Raw genomic sequence first — 19,716 nt, 5'->3', positions numbered from 1 at the left:
GCTGAGCCTTTTGGTTCAGCTTTTTTGTTTTTTTAATAAATAATTAGTCAACGGAGATAAACAAAATGAAGATTGAAGGCATCGACAAAGTCCTTATCATCGGTTCTGGCCCGATCGTGATCGGTCAGGCTTGCGAATTCGACTATTCCGGCACCCAGGCTTGCAAGGCCCTGCGCGAACAGGGTTACAAGATTGTGCTTGTGAACTCTAACCCGGCTACCATCATGACCGACCCGGTCATGGCCGATGCTACCTACATCGAACCGCTGAACGTCGCCCGCCTCACCCAGATTATCGAAAAGGAACGCCCGCAGGCCCTCCTCCCGAACTTGGGCGGTCAGACTGGCCTGAACCTCGCCTCAGCACTCAGCAAGGCCGGCGTGTTGGACAAGTACGGTGTGAAGGTCATCGGTGTGAACCTCGACGCTATCGAACGCGGCGAAGACCGTGAAATCTTCAAGGAAACCATGCAGAAGCTCGGTATCGACACCCCGCGCTCCGGCATTTGCCACTCTGTGGAAGAAGCCGAAAAGATTGTTTCCGAAATCGGTTACCCGGTTGTCGTTCGCCCGGCATACACCATGGGCGGTGCAGGCGGCGGTTTCTGCTACAACGTGGAAGAACTCCGCACCATTTGCTCTAACGGTCTTGAACTCTCGATGACCCACCAGTGCCTCATCGAAGAATCCATCCTCGGTTGGGAAGAACTCGAAGTCGAAGTCGTGCGCGACTCCAAGAACCAGATGATCGCCATCTGCTTCATCGAAAACATCGACCCGGTGGGCGTGCATACCGGCGACTCCTTCTGCGCAGCCCCGTTCCTCACCATCGACAAGAAGCTCGAAGAAGAACTGAAGGAAAAGGCCTTCAAGATTGTGGAATCCATCGGCGTGATTGGCGGTACCAACGTGCAGTTCGCTCACGATCCGAAGACCGGCCGCGTGGTGATTATCGAAATCAACCCGCGTACCTCTCGCTCCTCTGCCCTTGCTTCCAAGGCTACCGGCTTCCCGATCGCCCTCATTTCTGCAAAGCTCGCTGCAGGCCTCACCCTCGACCAGATTCCGTATTGGCGCGACGGAAGCCTCGAAAAGTACACCCCGAGCGGTGACTACGTGGTGCTCAAGTTCGCTCGCTGGGCATTCGAAAAGTTCCGCGGCGTCGATGACTGCCTCGGCACCCAGATGAAGGCCGTGGGCGAAGTCATGGCTATCGGCAAGACCTACAAGGAAACCCTCCAGAAGGCTATCCGCGGCCTCGAAAACGGTCGCTCCGGCCTCGGCTTTGCGAAGGACTTCAACAAGAAGAGCAAGGAAGAACTCCTCGAAATGATGAAGACCGCTTCTTCTGAACGTCACTTCCAGATGTACGAAGCCCTCCGCAAGGGCGCTACCGACGAAGAAATCTTCGCCGCCACCTACGAAAAGGCCTACTTCGTGCAGCAGATGCGCGAACTCGTGGAACTCGAAGAAGAAATGCTCAAGACTCCGGGCCGCCTGCCTGCTGACGAACTCCTCATCAAGGCCAAGAAGGACGGCTTCAGCGACAAGTACATCGCGAAGATTCTCGGCATCCGCGAGAAGGACGTTCGCAAGAAGCGCACCGAACTCGGCGTGGTCGAAGGCTGGTGCGCTGTGCCGGTGAGCGGTGTGGAAAACCAGTTCTACTACTACAGCACCTACAATTGCAAGGACGAATCTACCGCTTCCACCAACCCGAAGAAGATCATGATCCTCGGCGGTGGCCCGAACAGAATCGGCCAGGGTATCGAATTCGACTACTGCTGCTGCCACGCTGCAATGGCCCTCCGCGAAATGGGTTACGAAACCATCATGGTGAACTGCAACCCCGAAACGGTTTCTACCGACTACGATACCAGCGACAAGCTGTACTTCGAACCGGTCAGCCTTGAAGACGTGCTCCAGATTTACCACAAGGAAAAGCCGGCTGGCGTGATCGTGCAGTTCGGTGGCCAGACTCCGCTGAACATTGCCCGCGCATTGAGCGACGAAGGCGTGAAGATTCTCGGTACGAGCATCGACTCCATCGACATCGCCGAAGACCGCGACCTGTTCCGCAAGATGATGGACCAGCTCGGCATCCCGATGCCGGAAAGCGGCATGGCAACCAACATTGACGAAGCCCTCGCTTGCGTCAAGCAGATCGGCGGCTACCCGGTGATGATCCGCCCGAGCTTCGTGCTTGGCGGCCGCGGCATGGAAGTCATCTATGACGAAAACATGCTCCGCGAATACGTGGCGAAGGCCGTGGGCGTGACCCCGGATCGTCCGCTCCTCATCGACCGCTTCCTCCACAACGCTTTGGAATGCGAAGCCGACGCCCTCTCCGACGGTGAACACGTTTACATCCCGTCCGTGATGGAACACGTCGAACTTGCCGGTGTCCACTCCGGTGACTCCGCCTGCATCATCCCGCCGGTAACCATCACGAAGGAAAACTTGGCAACCATCAAGGATTACACCCGCAAGATTGCCGAAGCCCTCCACGTTTGCGGCCTCATGAACATGCAGTACGCTATCGAAGACGGCAAGGTGTTCGTACTCGAAGCGAACCCGCGCGCCTCCCGCACGGTGCCTCTGGTCTCCAAGGTTTGTAACACCCAGATGGCCCGCCTCGCTACCCGCCTGATGCTCGGTGCCAAGCTCGAAGACCTCAAGCTCAAGGACAAGAAGTTCAACCACCACGGCGCCAAGGAAGCCGTGTTCCCCTTCGACAAGTTCCCGAAGGTGGACCCGGTTCTCGGCCCCGAAATGCGCTCTACCGGCGAAGTCCTCGGCCTCTCCGACGACTACGCTCTCGCTTACTACAAGAGTCAGGAAGCCGCCGGTTCCTTCCTCCCGAACGAAGGTGCCGTGCTGATTAGCCTTTCTGACAAGGTGAACCTCTCCGAACAGGCTATTGAAATTGGTAAGGAATTCCAGAAGCTCGGCTTCAAGATTTACGCTACCGAAGGCACTGCCAAGTTCTACGAAGCGGCCGGTGTCAAGTGCGAAGTGGTGAACAAGATTGCTGAGGGCCGCCCGAACGTTCTCGATATCATCCTGAACAAGCAGGTGAACCTCATCATCAATACGCCGTGGGCAAAGCGCGACGCCATCAAGGACGAAAGCGCTATCCGCAAGGCCGCCATCAAGTACAAGGTTCCGTACATCACGACCCTCGCCGGTGCCTACAACACCGTGAAGGGCATCGCCGCCGCCCGCAACGGCCATGGTGCAGTGAAGTCTCTTCAGGAATATCATTCCAGTATTGAAGAGATTTAACTGAAGAGCCTGCAGGAATAGCGTGCAAGGCGAATGCCGCGACAGAGTGCTTGCACTCTGGCATGGCTGAGCCGAAGCCGCGGACGCCGTAGGCGTCAATACCACGCAAGCATTGAAGAGGTGTAATCTCATGCGTGTCATCCTGGAGCATCCGTAAGGACGCGATAGGATCCAAAAACTTTAAAGACCGTAGCAATAAAATGCTGCGGTCTTTTTTGTATATGGGTGGAAAAATTAGCTTTATACTGGGCTTGGGCTTATTTTTTTAAGTGTTCGTGTTGACTATGATATATGCCATAGCTATGTGCTGATTTTGCATTTTCATAGCCAGCTGATTGTGCTCCATAACGGCTTGGTGTGTTGTCGTTCATATTTTTAACGCATCGGATTGAAGCTAAGTTGTTTTTTTCAAAAGCCCATAGGTTGCTGCGACTAGCTTCATAAACATTGGCTGCGTCAATATCCATGAATTCTGCGGAAGTCTCGTCATATTCAGATGTAGATGATGTCCAAAAATTAGCTCCTGTTCCAAGGGAACGGAATTTTTTACCACCCCCAAAAAATTGATGATCTCCGTAATAACCTGCAGGAAGAGCCGAAAAGCCTAATTTGTCTTCGTCATTGTTATCGCTATGAAGCCAACCTGTTTTTGAATTCAGCTCTTTATTGCAGATATACTTGCCACATGCAATAAACAGCAATTGTTCATATTCTTCACGAGATGGTAAATGCCATCCTTCAGGGCAAGCTTTCATGGCTGTATTCCAATCATAAAGCCTGCCATATTTTTCACAATCTTTTTTGTTATTGTTGTAGCAAGAGCTTTTGCCGGTTTTGTAGTTCAAATTTTGTGCCATCCATGTTTGGTTCCCTATTTGTACGGTTTTGTAGGTTTGCCCATCTCGGGTATCGGTAAATGTTCCTTTTTGCGTGTGTTCTTGAATTAAAAGCCGTAAGTAGGTTATGGTGTTCTTAATCGCCGTCATTATGGAATCATTCCTATTTTTGTTATTTTTAGAATAATTGTAGAGCCATTCATATTCATTCCATAGATCGCTAAATTGATTTGAATCACAAAGGGTAAGCGCCAACAAATTTCTTACATAAGGAATCTGTTCGTGCTCTGGGAATTTTTTTATCAAATTTTGTAGTATGGTTGTTGCTAGCTCAAATTGTTTTGCATCGTAATGAACTACCGCAGAATTGAATGCCACTACCAATGCTTTATCGCAATCGCCAAATTTAGCCAAGTATTTTTCAACTTGCTCAAAATAAGCTTTTGTTTCGGGAAGCTCGTAAGCTTTGACGGGATCATTGTTTGCGAATTGTTTTTGCGCTTGTTCTCGAACGAAATCCATCATAAGAACAGCATTGTATGCAGCTTTTTCTGGGGATAAAACATATGTTAAATTTATCGGCCGTTCACCATATTCCGTCGTGTCTATATTTGCTATCCAATCGAACATCTTGGCGGATTTTTCATATTTTCCTGCTTTATGGTAAGCAAAAGCAAGATTTGTATGAGCTAAATAAACATCCCAATTAGGTTCATTTGAGTAATTGGCTAAGAATGTTTCGTAACCTTCTATAGCTTGTTTATACAGTTCAACTCCGTTTTCGTTACCGTCGTCAATTAGTTTTGTTGCTGCAACATGGTAATATTGAGGGATGGCAAATAAGGAATCGCGCGCATCATGGATTTCGGAATTCATGTTTTTCTTGAATAATTCTATTATATACTTGTCTAAGACTATTGGATCTTGTGAATCTACACCTTCAAAAAGTTTGTTGAATGCGATGAAGGAATTTAGGGATAGATTTACGCGAATGATGGATTCTTCGGAGAATGGATCTATATTAGCTATGATAAAAGCTGGCTTTACTTTTCTTTTTCGCAGGGCCTTTGCTGTTGTAGTATCTACTATGTTGGAGAATCTTAGCTGATATTCTTTTTGAGAATCTTTTGTAATTGTGTCTAATGAATGTTCCGCAAATGTTTCTTTTTGAACAAGTGTATCTTCAGGTGCGTTTTGCATGTCACTTGCGGATGGTTTATCCTGAATTTGGAATTCATTTGAGGCTTGTTCGTTCTGGTTCTTGTCTTCTTCTCGTGATCCTGCACAGGATGCTATTAAAATGCTTAGCAGCAGTAATGTGGAGGAACCACGAAGATTTGCAATGAATTTATGAAATATGGATGGACCTTTGATTTTACGAGTGATGAAATCAATTCCTTGAAGCTTGTGTTCCTTGACAATGTTAACGAAAGTCTCGTTTACGTAAATTTTAGTGGGCATGCGAGGAATCATGAATAGTAATTTTTCGGAGTTGTGAAGAAATACAGGTTCAGAGATCCAGGATATTTTGCCTTCTGGATTGTATGTAATTTTTGATTTTTGCTCGTTTAAAATATGAGAGTCGCAAAAACAAGGGTTGACGATGTAATATTTTGATCCAGATTCATCAAAAACAGGAAGTAGCTCAACATCCGAATCATTAAAGTTAAATAAAGAACGAGTCTTTTCTGAGATTAAAGGAATGTATCCTAACAAGAAATGAAGATCAGCTTTCTTTTTTCCATAGGCTTTTGAAAAATTTACTTTAAACAAGGACCATTGATTAAGTAAAGGAGAACCCCAACAGTCTTCTAATAGATTTTCTCCATCATTTTCTATTTCAGGAAAAAGAAACTCGTCTATTACAGGATTTATTTCCCATACACAGTCACAATTCATATTTAACTCCTAAAAATCTGAAAAAATTGTATTCGGTTTCTTTGATTTAAGCAATGAAATTTTACAATTTAGCAAGTCTTCCTTGATGTCGTCTAAAGCCATTTCCATTGCTTGTTCGTTACAACCGTTGTTTTTACGCGCTGTTTCTAATCGATTATATATTTTTGCATTATAGTCGCCTTTATGATTGCCATGAATACATCCTATAAAAATACTTTTTGAATGCATGGGCAGAAGAATTCCGTTTCTTGCATCATTAATATCGATGTTTCCACATTTTGTAAGGAGATTTCTGGCTTTAACAGCAAGGGGATCGGTGTCGTTTCCTGGAACAACATGATGAGCTTGCGCCTTTTTCCCCTTTGGGCTAAGAATGGACTCTTGATTAATTCTGTCTTTGTTGCTTTTTGTCATGCACAGACTCATGTTGAATCTCAATATCGCTCCGCTTCCTGGGTTGCCAAATCTAAAGTTACTTTTGTTTGTCTCGGCGCATTTTTTGTATGCCTTAGCTGTAACGATTTGATCAGATTTTCTCCCTGTAATTCTGAAATATCTTCGACCAATTTTTGAAGACTGCAGTTTTTTTACTAAGACGATTGATTTGTCCTTTATATTGTCACTCATAACTACAACAATTTTTCCGAAAAGGTGATTTTCATTTTTGACAAGACCTATGATGGATGCTGTAACGGTGGTTGCAGAGGAGCTGAGCTGAGTTATTATTTTTTTAGCAGCTGGTGATTTTATCGCCTTTTGTGCAACTTCAGGAACTTGTGCCGCAAGATAGTTTGCGCCGAGTTGAACTCCTATTGTTATTAGCGGCTTTGCAATGCTTCCTCCGGTTTGTACCGAATCGTAAAGATCAACTAGAGATGATGCGGCTGTTGCTAAAAAATCAACGGTATTCAAAACCGTATTCGCTGTTACTGCGGCTCCTGCAACAGGTGGAAACGGAATAAACTGAGCAACTGTAAATACGGCTGTTGCTCCCAAAACAAACTTTCTCCACGATGCTTCGTGCTTTATGAAGAAATCATTTGCTTGATGAACGAAATTCTTGGGCTTCCCGACCTTGGCTAATTCTCTTTCTGCAAGTGTACTCCATTTCCCATTTTTAGAAAGCATCCCATCTTTTAGTTCTCCTTCGTATAAATCGCCATTGGCGAATAGAATACTTGCTTCAGATGGTAGCGATCCATTGCCAGGCCAATAGGCTGTAATTACCAAAGAATCGTCGTCGCTAAAAAGATGAAGCGAACCGTCCCCCTGAAATTTATTATTTGAAAATTCCCCTTCGTAATAGTAACCGTCTGCAATACTGCTATAATAGCCTAAGCCTTGAATTTTATCATCAACAAACTCTCCTTCGTATATATCTCCATTTGCAAATTCATAGTGACCATACCCATAGCGGAGATTGTCAATAAATTGACCCTCGTAGTAATCACCATTGCTGTATTCTACAGAACCTTTTCCATTACGTCGTCCATCAAACCACTCTCCGTCGTAGGTATAGTCCGTTGTTTCGTATCGGCCATGGCCGTTCATTAAACCGTTTTTCCAATTACCTAGGTATGAGTTTCCATTTGTACCACGAAATTCTCCATAACCAGAAGGTTCCCCGTCAACAAAGGTGCCTGAAAAAGTGAAATTCTGGCTCGTGATTTTTCCCTTTCCGGAATATTTGTTATCAACAAACTCACCTTCGTATTGATAATCTTTTGTTTTGTGTATTACCTGGCCAATTAACGAATTGTCTTTCCAAAAGCCATTTAAAGTGTCCTGTTCTGAGACGAGCTTTCCTTGACCGTTGGCGAAAAGTTGCCCATTCTTACAGATTGATTCTCCAATATATGTTCCCCAAATGGTTTTTACAGAATCAGACTTACAAACTTTTTGGTCTTTAACCCAGAATGATCTTAGACAGTTCCCGCTACGATCACATGTTTCTCCCTCTCCATCGCGCTTGCCATTGATCCAGGTTCCCCGGTAGTTTATTTGCCCATTCTTCTTTATATAGGTAAGATGACCGTTTGGTAGATTATTGTGAAATTCTCCAATTTCCTTGTCTCCCGAAGACGTTATGACAACGGCAAATCCGTTGAGATTGCCTTCATCATCATGATTGCCGATAGTTACTTCGTTATTTTCTTTGGTGTATGAATCACTGGATAAGCTGCCATAGTAAGCTTCTTGTTTTTTGCAGGATTGTTCGTCTCTACCTTTTGAAATGCAGAGAATCCCTAAACCATGGGCAACCCCTTCAACATTCTCCCCTTCCCAGGAATAGTCGTAATCAAGAGAGTCTTGGTTAATCCATATGCGAATATCTTCAGAGATCTTTTTCCATGAATAAACTGCATCTGCAGAGTGGCTAGGGCTGAATGCGCTTAGACAAATGAGGAGGATTAGAAAATAGGTATATCTCGGTTTGCTAAAGTTCATTTCTGCAATAATCTATGCTTTTCGAGGTTTGATTACTTTTTCAACAAAGCGAATAATTCTAGCCCTTTTTCTGTTAAATAGTAGGCTTGGTCGCGGCGCTTTGCTGATTCGGGATAGAGCAGGCTTACGTAGCCTTGTTTTATTGCCGGATACAGATAGGCGGCACGGAAATTACCACTTCCCTTCAGCCCCAATATTTGCATGATTTCATTACGAGTTAGGGTCCCTCCACCAATGCCAAGAAGTAGTCGTTTTACATTGCCTGTTACATTGCCCGTTTCATTGCCTGCAACATTGCCTGTCGAGCTGTTTTCCCCCGTTTTATCACGCCAAATTACGGAAACGAAGTTCTCGTCTTGACGGAATTCTGGGCGTTTTAGACCAAGGTCTAGGCAATGATTGATAAGGTCGGTTGTGCCTGTACCAAGCTGTTCGATGTAGCCAGCCAAATAGACGGGGCGGGCTAGTGTAGGATTGACGGGTATGGATTCGTGTTCTTCGTTTAGCTTGACGATGGTGACCCCTTTGGGGAGGTGTCCTGGGTTCCAAACTTCCAAACGATCTTTGAATAGCATAATTTGCACGGAACCTGTGCTTGCGTAGTCGCGATGCACAACGGCATTGACTATTGCTTCGGTGACTGCAGGAATAGGCAGCTCGTAGTCAACGTCAACTTGCGCTGATTGGGTGCGTTCGCCAACTCGGGCATTAATGCGGCTCAGTACGAAATCGACCGCCTTATCAACCACCTCGAAAACATTGCCGTCGTAAATCTGCTGAGAAAGTATAGGCTTCTCGACTCGAGTACCATAAAACTGGGCGCATTTGACAGTGGCTGAAGGGAACCATTTTTGCACATCGTGCGCGAAGAGCAGGAGTGCTGCGTTGGTAATGCCATCATTGTCGCCGATGAGATGTAAACTGCTCAGGATAGTGTGGATGTTTTCTTCGCTATATTGCAATGGAAAACGGCGTTTTTCGCGCGCCACGCCAACAAACCAGCGGATTTTCTCCCTGTCGAGGTCTTTTATGCTTGCAAGCGGGTTGATTACACTGTCGTAAGGTCCATCTGCCAGTACGCCTTTTACACTTAGGTAATGGATCAATGCCGCATAAACATGAGTGCGGAGTTCTTCAAAAGACTTGAACTGAACGGGGTTACGGGTAATGCTCTGCTCTATTTTACGCTTAAAAGCAGATTCCTTTGTTTCTCGATGAGCGACTTTTTTGAGAAATGCCAAACGATAAATGCCGTTTGTTGTCGCTGTATCGTATTCTCGTTCAGTTGGAGACATGCCATGGGCATCTTCGTTGCCGTATCGTTCTCCCATTAGCAGTAAATAAATGTCTGCCCTTGCTGCCGCATCGAGGTAGGCTTTTTGAGCCGATTTATTCTGAGCAGGCTGTTCTTCAAAAAGGAACGGTTCGAAATAACGCGAGAAAAGTGCGTCCTGTCGAATGTACTCTGCGAGCATTCGCCTTTCTTCGGCAAATTCCGATTGCACGCTGCTGATAAATATCTCTTTTTTCATAAAATACGTTGTTTTTTTTCAAAAATATAAAAATTCCGCAGGCATTGCTAGCGTTAAGAATTACGTCCTAGAAATCTCCCTGCTCGATTAATTTATCCTCCCAAATCGTTTTATTATTCCTATCTTTATAACAAATGTTGAATGAGAGATTTTGTTGGATATGAAACTTAGTGCGTTTATTGTTGCTGTTTTGTGCGCTGCCCTTTGGGCAAAACCTAGCGTGTTTATTCCCGCTGTGGAATTGGATGGTGTGCATCAGGATTATGCCGATAAGCTTGTCCGTTGGACTAAAGGGTACATCGAAAACAAAAAAGATGTGCGCGTGGTCGAATACGAAATCGAAAGCGATTTTATTTTGCAAATCAAGATGTTGCGAAAAGACGATGGCATTGTCGTTGTCTATACGCTGATGAATTCCAAGAACAAAAAAGAAGTTTGGACGTACAGGCACATGGCTTATACGCCCAATGACTTGATTCCCATTGTCGATGTGACTACAATGAAGTTTGGACAATGGAATGGGTTTAGGGTTGGTCTGGGCTTGGGCTCTCTTGTCTTGACTGTTCCTGAATTTGCGGCGGCGCCATTGCTCGATTTTTCGTTTCAGTTCTTATATAGCAACTTCCTTGCTTCTATAGATTTTAATTGGGGAATTGACGAAGGATTAGGTGACGATGATTTCTGGTATTTTGGAATATTCTTTTCTCCTGCTTACGTGTTTAATGGTCGCTATGCATTTCCTTTTGTGGGAGCGGGGGCTGGCTGGTCCTTTATGGGGTACAAGTCGGATGAGTATTCGTTTAGCGAAAACTTGAGCGGGGAAGGCTTAAGTTTATTTTTGAAAACGGGTATTCTTTTTAAGCCGATTGATTATAAAACCATTTTTGCTATAGATTTCCGCTATCTATATAACTTCTATGAAATTCAGAAAATTTCCACTAAAGGTTGGATGCCTGTTCAAGGGTGGAGTGTCAGTGCACAGGTATGGTGGTAATGATGAAAAAGATAATTGCGTTGTTGTTGACTGTATTGCTGGTGGGTTGCAGCAGTTCCTGGATTTCTGTCCCGGGAAATGAACGTTACGATATTTATCGCAATGGCGAGCTTGTTTGCAAATCGACGAACAGTTGTAAAGTCAGGGCGTCTGGTGGCAAGGAAATGCTTTTAGAAGCTCGCAAGGATAGCATTGTGTATGGACATTTGCTTGTTGCACGTCAGGATAGCAAACATGGTTCCGGTGCGCTTAGTACTACGTATCATACTGTTGTCAATACGGAAAAATTTCTTTTTGGGTTCATGAGCCCGAGTGGTCGTGGCGATACGATGCTTTATTTGTTTCTAGGTGGAGCTGTTTTGGTCGGTGGCATTTTTGCCCTTCCTATTATTCTTATGCTTCCGGATAATCTTGGATCGCTTCCGAAAAATATGACCATTCCTATAGGGGCAAGCGATGGTTCTGTAACCCCGTTCCCATGGGATCAACCAGCGAAGGATTAATATAGACAAACTTAAATTATTTGTCTAAATTTTTACATCATTGTTAATAATAATTGAATTTATGAAAAATAAAATCATAGCCGCTCTTATTTTATGTGTTGCAGGTTTTGCGTTTGCAGAATCGGCCTCGTCTGCTCCGTCCATCGGCAAGTCTGCCCCGCGTGAACATCGCGGTTTTTATAGCAGCATGTCGTTTGGTTATGCCTACAACTGGTTTAAAAATAGCCGTAACGATGTCGATTGGCGTAGTGGCTATGTAGATCCTTATAAGACCTTAAAGGAAGAAGAAACCGATTACTTTGAGTTCGGCGGTGGCTCCTTTACGTTGACAGAATTCAAGTTTGGCGTTGCTCTCGGAAACTTAATTGCGCTCCATTCCGTTTTCAATTTTGGATTCTATGCGGGGTCCATCGATTACCGCTATGAAACGCATAATTATGGGTGCTATGAAGGTAACATTTGTGAAGAGACCTCTCTTAGAGCACGTGAACCGAAATCTGTTCCGGGAATTGCAGCTTATGGCTTCAGGACTTATTTTGGCTTTGGTACGACGCTTTACCCGTTCCAGGATAAAAACTCGCCGATGAATGGATTCTTTGTGGGTGGCTCCTTCGGGTATACGCTATTTTTGACTTTGTTGGATGGAGAAGCCGATGTTGAAGATGCTACCGGAAATGGCGGTATTGGTTTTGAACTGGAAATTGGTAAGGATTGGTGGGTCAATGACCACATGTCTATTGGTGTTGGGCTTGGCTTTGCACACAATAGCTTGATTTGGGAAACGGTGGCTTCGCATAATTCTGATAATGTCATTTCGATTTCGTTCCGTATTACGCGTGGATAATTGACGATGAAGATGGTTAAAGCGCTAATCGTTATTTTGACCTTCGCCGTTATGGCTTGGGCTCAAGGAAATTCCCGTCCGCCTTGTCAACATCGTGGCTTCTTTTACAGCATGGGCGTGGGCTTTGCGTACACGAGTTTTGAATCGGAAAAAACTCATGGTTATGATTGGACTTCCGCGCAATTGGATTACTATCGTCAGGTTACTCGCGACGATGAAGAGCGCAGCTGGAAATTTAGTGGCGTAGACATTCCCAAATTCGAATTGAGAATGGGTGTGTCTATCGCAAATTATGTTGCTCTGTATACTCTTTGGGACATGGGCTTGTTTACTGGTGAGGCTGAGTATTCTGAGACAGATTATCGTAGAGTATTCAGTGAACAAAATGGAACGCTAGTTAAGATAAGCGACGAAATTCGTGATTATAGACATCGTAAAGATGATGGTGTCGGTTTATATTTCTCTTTTGGGCTCGGAATTTCCGTTTATCCGATCAGTAACTTGGCATCACCTTTGAATGGGCTTTATGTGAGCTTTGCTGGCGGCTTTGATGCTTTTGCCGCGGGCTTTGTCGAAGATCATGAAGATGGCGACGCTATCGGAATTTTTAACCGCTATGAAATCGGTAAAGATTGGTGGGTTAGTGACACATGGTCAGTAGGCGTTGCTTTTGCCTACAAAAATTTATTTGTAATTGACGACGATGATGGCTATTATGAACACAATAAATCGAGCCGTCACACGATCAGTCTTTTGTTCCGCCTAACTCGCGGATAAATCCCGTATCCACACCGTTTACAAGCAAGCTGGTGATAGCCTCGTCGCTACCCATCTTGCTTTTTTCTTTTATGTGGCGACCAAATGTTTTGTGCCAGTCGAAGCTGTCGGGCACGAGCCAGTCGAAAGCGGGCCAAGGCTTAATGAATCCTGGCGGCAGCAATTTGTAGAGCTTTTCTGAATTGATGCTGATATCTCCCACGCGTGGGGGCATGGGACCACCTTCGATGCGCGGCACTCCATGGAGGAGCTCGGCAGGGTAGCCTCCGATGGCATTCACGATTTGACCGACATTGTAAAGCGATACGCTGCGCGGGCCTCCGCAGTTGTAAATGCCTGCGGGGAATTTGTGCTCCAAAATGTATTGCACGGTGCGGCAAAGGTCCGGACCCGAAAGCGGGTTGCGGAATTCATCGGTGAACAAGGTCGCCGGGCGACCGGGGCGGAACCGGTACGTGATCCAGTCAATGGCGCCGGCGCATCCGCCAGGTGCGTAGTCCATTGGAAGTGGCACTCGGAGAATCACGACGTCAGGCTTGATGGCGGTAATCGCATCTTCGGCTTCTGCCTGGTGTTTGCCGTAATTGTGGATGGGGTCTTTCGGGTCGGTTTCGACGTATGGGCGGTTTGGTTTTGTCTTCTCGTCTCCGCTAAAGACCATGTCAGCAGAGATGCGAATCAGCGTTGCGTTGTAGCGTGCTGCGAATGTAGCTGCATCAACGCCTTGGCTGTAGTTCAGGAGCCTGCTACGGGCGGGGTCGCATTCGCAGGCTTTAAGCGCGCAATTTCCGCTGGCGTCTATGACTGTACCAAAGCGGAACTTCTCGAAAAGTTCACCCAATCGTTCCGTTTCTTCGGCGTCTACGCCAAAAACGTTCTCTCCAAAAACGCACGGGTGCTTGATGGATCGAATCCCGATAACGCCGGGTACATCCCCGCGAACGGTCACGTTGCCGTACAGTTTATTGAAATGCCTAAAAAGCGCAAAGCCGGGAACGCCGTTCAGCCCGAGAATTAAGATCGGGAGGCGGATTGCGATAATTTCCACTTGAAATAGCCTGCGATTTGAAGCGGGTGATTGAACGTGCCGTCGGCAACTTTTGCCTGGAATTCTTCGTCCGTGTACAGGAACGTTTCGATATCTTCCGTATCGTCAAAGCTCGTTTTGCCCAAGCGTTCCACGCCGTCGATGAACACCACATGGAACTTTCCGCGATGCCTATCCGGATTCACCGGAAAACTCCCGACATAGCGAATCGCGTCTCCTGTCATCCTGAGCGAAGCGCAGGATCCAGTTAAGTCCTTGTTGGCGTTCTCTCGTCTTTCGTCTAAAACGTACCCGCATTCTTCTTGCAGTTCTCTGACGGCAGCCTCTTCAGGCGTTTCGCCTTTGTCGATGATCCCTGCCGGGAATTCAAGCGCAATCTTACCTGTCCCGTGGCGGTATTGTTCCGTCATGACCCACTTGCCTTCCTTTGTGCGGGCAAGAATCAAAACCCAGTCGGGTTGCCACAACGTGTAAAAATCATCGATGACCTTGCCACTTGGCAGTTCGCACGTTTCCTTTGCGACCTTCAGCCACGGCGCATCCACCAAAAATTCCGAACTCAACAATTTCCACGGTTTCATACCCCAAATTTAGAAAATAGAATGCCGTGTATTGTCATTCCCCCCTTGCGTCCTGTCATCCTGAGCGAAGTGTAACGGAGTCGAAGACTATTCAGAAAGCGAGTATGCTCCAAGGCGAATGCCGCGACCGTGCTTGCACGGGCATGGCTGAGCCGTTTGGCAAGACGCAAAGCGTCAGTGTTGCGACCATGCTTGCATGGGCATAACCGAGCCAAAGAATTGGGGCTTTAGCCCCATCTAGTAAAGTCTCGCCTCTGATTCATCTACGATTCTTACTGATTCATTAAATTTTAAAAATTTTTGAAATTTTAAAAATTTGCGTAATTCTGTTAAAAATTAAAAATTTTGTATCATTTAACATATTGCGAAACTTTGATAAATGAGGTATATTTGTGTCTGTAAGGAGGTTAAGCATGAAACCGATAACAGAATATCAAGATTACCGAAAGTACATGCTTGATTATTTTGACTGGCGAAAGAGAAGTTCTGCGTTCTCGTGGCGTGAATTTTCCAAGATCGCTGGATTCTCGTCGCCATCGTACCTAAAACTTGTATGTGATGGCAAGAGCTCGTTGAGCCGCGTGGGGGTCCCGCTTGTGGCTGCCGCGATGGACCTGAACGACTTTGAACGGGAATATTTCAAGCTCATGGTCGAATTCACGAATGCCAAAGAAGATGACTATAAAAAAGAAGCTTTTCTCGAAATGGAGAGGCTTGCAAACGAACAGCGTGTTAGAGTGTTGAATGCTGATGCGTTTGACTATTACGAATCGGCCGTAAATTCTGTTGTTCGAGAACTTGCTCCGTTGATGCCTGGCGCACTTCCGGGTGAAATAGCCAAGAAAATCAAGCATACTTTTACGGCACAGCAAGTCCGTGATTCATTAAAGCTTTTGGTGAAACTTGATTTGCTCAAGGCGATTGGCGAAAACGTCTATGAACAGACAGATAAAGTCATAACAGGTTCGGGCGATGCGCTTAAGCTTGCGCTCCGCTCCATGAACGGCCAGATGATTGACCTTGCTCGCGAGGCTATCGAAAAAATCGCCCCAGGTGAGCGTAACATTTCGGGCGTGACGATTGGCGTTGACGAAGCCACGGTAATACGCCTTTCCGAAGAGGTGGACCACTTCCGCAAACAAGTTATCGCCATTGCGAGCGAATCTAAAAAAATCAATCAAGTTTATCGTTTAAATTTACAGCTTTTCCCGCTGACGGATAAAGTGTAGGGAGGAAACATTATGAATATGAAAAAATTTCAAAGGAGGATTCCTATGAACATGAAAAAAATCATACCGCATACGCTTGCTGCGTTGAGTGTCGCAGGGGCGCTGAGCGCTTGCTCTGATAACAAGGTTGTCGGTGCGGACGAACAGGCGAATACCGTTGCTTTGAGCTCTAGCTCTGGTGTCAATCCGGGGTCTTCGAATTCTTTCGACGTAAATCGAGAATCTAGTGACCTTGTTGCGTTACTTAATCGCGTGGGTAATAATCATGCAGTGACAATTTATCATGTGGCTGGAGATACCTCGCAATCAAACGATCCTCAGGGAAACTATAGAAGCATCTTCCATTACGATTCTGTAGATGCCTATAAAACTTATAACGATGTTGTTGAAAAAATTCTTGAAGCAGGCTCCATTCGCTATGTTGTCAATGATATTATCAACGATTTTGATTTCGATTCTTCTGTTTGTTCCGGTGTAACTTCCTGTAATCAAGTATATTACCAAACAGAAGTGGCGATGATTGACAAAGAACATAATCATATGCGTTGGCCACTTTTTATGAGCTATGGGGGGCATGGAAATTATGGACAACAGAGGTTGCAATGCTCGCAACTTGAATTAAAATCAAAAGGTTATTCAATCGGTTTTAGAGAGCAAGACTCTGGTCTTGTTGTTCTGAAAAGTCTCGTTACTCGTCAAGATCATGAAATGTATGAGGAATTCAAAGCTGATTGTGCTCTCGAAAATGGAGAATATATGGATTATCTGGAATATTTCCCAGAATATGTGGGATATCCAGGAATAGAACCTCCTCATGGTGGTATGTGTTTTGTCAAACCTGAGATGATTGATGGTGTTCCGACATACAAAGATCCTCACTGGGCTAAAAACGCTAAGTATGTTATTGACAGCTGTGCTGATATGAATGATTAAATCCCATATCTCCTGAAATAAGCACGCTCCCGCTCGTGAGAGCGGGAGCTATTCATGTTTACCCTATCAATAAACAAGAAGCCCGCTCCAATCGGAGCGGGCTTTCCCTAAACCACAAACTATTTTGAACTACTTGATATTCAATGTCCAAGCTCTGTTGCCGATTTTTACGACATACATGCCCTTGGCACCGGTATAGACTTTCTGCAACATGCCGATACCCTTGGTGGTGCGGACAACATTACCGAGGCTGTTGAACACCGTGATGTTCAAGCCCTGGGCGTTCTGAACGGTGATATAGCCGCTTGCGTCTACGTATGCAGCGAGGTGGCGACCGTCAAGTGATTGCATCGGGAGAGCGATTGTGCCGTTCGAGCTAGAAGAGGCGACTTCGCTGGAGCTGGACTGTGGCGGTTCAGCGCTGCTAGAAGATTCTGCGGCGGTGTTTGCGTTCTTCACGATAATTGTGCCTGCGTTCGGGACTGCGTCAAAGTAAACGTAACCGCCATCTACTTTGGATTCAAGCTTTGCTTCGCCCTGCGTGACTTCCACCTTGGTCCAGTTGGTCTTCACCTTGATGGAAAGCGGGTAGTCATACTTGGAAATGTTGTCGGCAATATTGTGCTTGAGTTCGAACGACATGGTGTTTGCTGCACCGCCATCCTTCGATTCAATCTTGGAGGCATTGCGTTCCTTGATGTACATGGCGACATGGCCCATCGGGGCAACCCAAATGTCCTTATCGTTCTGCTGGGCCCACTTGAGGGCGCCATCGATGGCGTTGATATCCGTCGGGGAGTAGTTGGCGTTGCCGTTGTTCTTGCCTTGGAAACCGTGAGTGAGGAATGCCGCCCAGCCGTTGCTCTGAATAACTTTCTGCATTCTGCCGGTAAAGTCGTTCGTGCTCTTGAGCTGGCCTTCGGCACCGGTCATGGTAGCAGGAGTCTGAGCCCAGTTGGATGGACCGTCCTTGCCCATTTCATCATTCATGCCCTTCCAGCTACCGTTGCAGATACGGCCCACGATGTAGTTCTGCTTGACTGCGCTTTCGTTAGGCACGTTGCAGTTCGGGTAGGCGACCGTGATGATGCCGTATTTCTGCGTGATATGGTTTTCGATGCTCTTTTTCGAAGATGCTTCTTCGCCACTCATGTTATTGCCGTGGCTATTGCTGTGGCTTGCGATTTCGTGCCCTTCGTCGGCCAGGCCCTGGAATCCGCTCCAGTTGGGGTTCCAGTTCACCACCACGTTGAAGGTAGCCTTGTAGCCATACTTCTTGAACATCGGACCAGCATCGGTCACGTGGCTCGGAGCGCCATCGTCAAATGTAAAGGAAGCAGCGCCCTTGCGGAAGCCCGACCAGGTTGCAATTTCTGCATTCTGAGCGAAAGCTGCGCCTGCTGCGAACATTCCAACTGCGACAGAGGCAATAGAAATTTTTTTGTAGTTCATTATCCACACCTTGTTAATAGTATTATGCGAAAATAATTTACCCCCATATATAAAGAACCGTCCCACGTTAAATTTCTTTTTGTTGTATAGTAATGCAACAGGGGAGGGGTAAATTCTATATTTCCTTACATGGATTTACAGTCGATTCTCTCCTCCGTTCTAGACGAAGTTTACGAAAAAAACGAATACCCCGCACTTGCGGCGCTTGAAAGCGAATGGACACATACCCGTCCGTTCGATGGCCTCCGCGTGCTGGTGGCAACCCCGATTTACCGCAACACCATGACCGAATACCGGGCTCTCGTGGCGGGCGGTGCCGACCTTCTCGTTGGTTTTTCGGAATTTAACGACCCCGATGTCGTGGATTTTATGAGGGAATGGGGCGTGCCCGTTGTAACGCCTGCCGAAATGCTCGAAGCTGAATCCCACGGCGAGTTTGTAGACTTGGTACTCGACTGTGCGGGACCTTTTGCGGTGCTCCACCCGAAAATTGGCTTTGTGGAACTCACACGCTCGGGTGTACACTATTATAAAAATGCCGAAAAACCGGTTTACGTTGCCGATAGCGGTATCGTCAAGCGAATCGAGACCTCCTTGGGCACGGGCGATGGCTATTTCCGCGCTCTCGAAAAGCTCGGCTTTGGTGGAGATTTCGAAGGCAAAAAGTTATTGGTTTTTGGTAGTGGCAAAGTCGGTTCGGGAATTGCGCTCCAAGGTGTGCGCCGAGGCTGCAATGTGACCGTTGTGACGGACCTAAAACGCGGGCTGTCTCAAACTGCGAATTCCGAAAATGCTGAACATTCCGCGGCTCCTGAAACTATGCCTGCAGGCGATTTTTCTGCCGTCCTTGAGCAAAATGACGTGGCTGTCGTGGATTGCCATGACTATGCAACTGTCGCCTCCTTGATTGAAAATTCCGATTTTGTTGTGACGGCGACGGGTGTCAAAAATGCCCTTGCAGCCCCGGAATTGACGGAAGCGCTTCTCTCGACCCAGGCAAATCTCGCCAATATGGGCGTTGAAGATGAATACGGCGAGGCTGTTCCTGCTGAAAAAGTGCTCAATGATAAAGGTCCGCTGAACTTCATTCTCGAAGAACCGACGCACTTGAAGTATATCGATACGTCGCTTGCACTCCATGCAGCCTTGGCCGAACGCTTGGTTCAAGAAGCCGCGACTCTCGAAGATTCTCTCGATGGGGCTCCCGACGCTGCTTCTGCTGAAAATTCCGTCGGTCTTCGCTTCCCGCCGCAAGAAATTGAACAGCGCTTGCTCGCTATTGCCATCCAAAATGGTGTCATTGGCCCTGAAATTTGCAGCATGCTCGGTGGCATTCCCGCTGAAATAGATTAATTC

At 46.4% G+C, this 19,716-nt stretch carries 14 protein-coding genes; 8 read left to right on the top strand and 6 right to left on the bottom strand.

Going from position 1 to position 19,716, the window contains the following annotated elements; all coding sequences use genetic code 11:
* Positions 1-65: 65 nt before the first annotated feature.
* Positions 66-3,284 carry a carbamoyl-phosphate synthase large subunit gene (carB, locus tag BUC30_RS03615; RefSeq protein WP_073423563.1) on the top strand — a complete coding sequence of 1,073 codons (3,219 nt, stop codon included), beginning with the start codon at positions 66-68 and terminating at the stop codon, positions 3,282-3,284.
* Positions 3,285-3,541: 257 nt separating this feature from the next.
* Here the strand turns inward: carB and BUC30_RS03610 are convergent, their stop codons facing one another.
* Genes BUC30_RS03610 through BUC30_RS03600 form a run of 3 tightly spaced genes read right to left on the bottom strand, consistent with a single transcriptional unit; the run spans position 3,542 to position 9,999 of the window.
* Positions 3,542-6,019, bottom strand: coding sequence for a fibrobacter succinogenes major paralogous domain-containing protein (locus BUC30_RS03610; protein WP_073423562.1), 2,478 nt, complete (start codon positions 6,017-6,019; stop codon positions 3,542-3,544).
* A gap of 9 nt (positions 6,020-6,028) precedes the next feature.
* Positions 6,029-8,467 (bottom strand): AHH domain-containing protein, encoded by a 2,439-nt coding sequence (locus BUC30_RS03605; RefSeq protein WP_073423561.1) that lies wholly within the window; start codon positions 8,465-8,467, stop codon positions 6,029-6,031.
* A gap of 32 nt (positions 8,468-8,499) precedes the next feature.
* Positions 8,500-9,999 (bottom strand): ATP-binding protein, encoded by a 1,500-nt coding sequence (locus tag BUC30_RS03600; protein ID WP_073423560.1) that lies wholly within the window; start codon positions 9,997-9,999, stop codon positions 8,500-8,502.
* 154 nt (positions 10,000-10,153) lie between these two features.
* Between BUC30_RS03600 and BUC30_RS03595 the strand changes: the two genes are divergently transcribed.
* From BUC30_RS03595 to BUC30_RS03580, 4 genes are all read left to right on the top strand, one after another.
* A complete protein-coding gene (locus BUC30_RS03595; protein WP_139260779.1) occupies positions 10,154-10,993 on the top strand; it encodes a hypothetical protein in 840 nt (279 codons plus the stop codon).
* A complete protein-coding gene (locus tag BUC30_RS03590) occupies positions 10,993-11,496 on the top strand; it encodes a hypothetical protein (RefSeq protein WP_073423558.1) in 504 nt (167 codons plus the stop codon). The genes BUC30_RS03595 and BUC30_RS03590 overlap by 1 nt, the downstream gene beginning before the upstream one ends.
* Positions 11,497-11,557: 61 nt before the next feature.
* Positions 11,558-12,340 (top strand): hypothetical protein, encoded by a 783-nt coding sequence (locus tag BUC30_RS03585; RefSeq protein ID WP_073423557.1) that lies wholly within the window; start codon positions 11,558-11,560, stop codon positions 12,338-12,340.
* Between the two features lie 6 nt (positions 12,341-12,346).
* Positions 12,347-13,117 (top strand): hypothetical protein, encoded by a 771-nt coding sequence (locus BUC30_RS03580; RefSeq protein ID WP_139260778.1) that lies wholly within the window; start codon positions 12,347-12,349, stop codon positions 13,115-13,117.
* Here the strand turns inward: BUC30_RS03580 and BUC30_RS03575 are convergent.
* Both BUC30_RS03575 and BUC30_RS03570 read right to left on the bottom strand, forming a co-directional pair.
* Positions 13,086-14,165, bottom strand: a complete 1,080-nt coding sequence (locus BUC30_RS03575) for an SDR family oxidoreductase (protein WP_073423555.1) — start codon at positions 14,163-14,165, stop codon at positions 13,086-13,088. The genes BUC30_RS03580 and BUC30_RS03575 overlap by 32 nt on opposite strands.
* Positions 14,132-14,746: an NUDIX hydrolase gene (locus BUC30_RS03570; RefSeq protein WP_073423554.1), complete on the bottom strand. Its 615-nt coding sequence runs from the start codon at positions 14,744-14,746 to the stop codon at positions 14,132-14,134. The genes BUC30_RS03575 and BUC30_RS03570 overlap by 34 nt, the downstream gene beginning before the upstream one ends.
* Before the next feature lie 413 nt (positions 14,747-15,159).
* On the opposite strand from BUC30_RS03570, the gene BUC30_RS03565 reads away from it, so the two are divergent.
* Together BUC30_RS03565 and BUC30_RS03560 are read left to right on the top strand one after the other, a co-directional pair.
* The gene (locus tag BUC30_RS03565; protein WP_073423553.1) at positions 15,160-15,975 is read left to right on the top strand and encodes a TIGR02147 family protein; all 816 of its coding nucleotides are present in this window, start codon (positions 15,160-15,162) and stop codon (positions 15,973-15,975) included.
* 45 nt (positions 15,976-16,020) lie between these two features.
* The gene (locus tag BUC30_RS03560) at positions 16,021-16,908 is read left to right on the top strand and encodes a hypothetical protein (protein ID WP_073423552.1); all 888 of its coding nucleotides are present in this window, start codon (positions 16,021-16,023) and stop codon (positions 16,906-16,908) included.
* A 129-nt stretch (positions 16,909-17,037) separates the two neighbouring features.
* Here BUC30_RS03560 and BUC30_RS03555 read toward each other — a convergent pair whose 3' ends face one another.
* Entirely contained in the window at positions 17,038-18,360 is a 1,323-nt protein-coding gene (locus tag BUC30_RS03555; RefSeq protein WP_073423551.1) for a polysaccharide deacetylase family protein, read from the bottom strand.
* A gap of 129 nt (positions 18,361-18,489) precedes the next feature.
* Between BUC30_RS03555 and BUC30_RS03550 the strand changes: the two genes are divergently transcribed.
* A complete protein-coding gene (locus BUC30_RS03550) occupies positions 18,490-19,713 on the top strand; it encodes a Rossmann-fold NAD(P)-binding domain-containing protein (RefSeq protein WP_073423550.1) in 1,224 nt (407 codons plus the stop codon).
* Positions 19,714-19,716: the final 3 nt, after the last annotated feature.

Source organism: Fibrobacter sp. UWB7, from assembly GCF_900142945.1.
Taxonomy (GTDB): Bacteria; Fibrobacterota; Fibrobacteria; order Fibrobacterales; family Fibrobacteraceae; genus Fibrobacter.
This window is presented reverse-complemented; position numbering and strand designations above follow the sequence as displayed.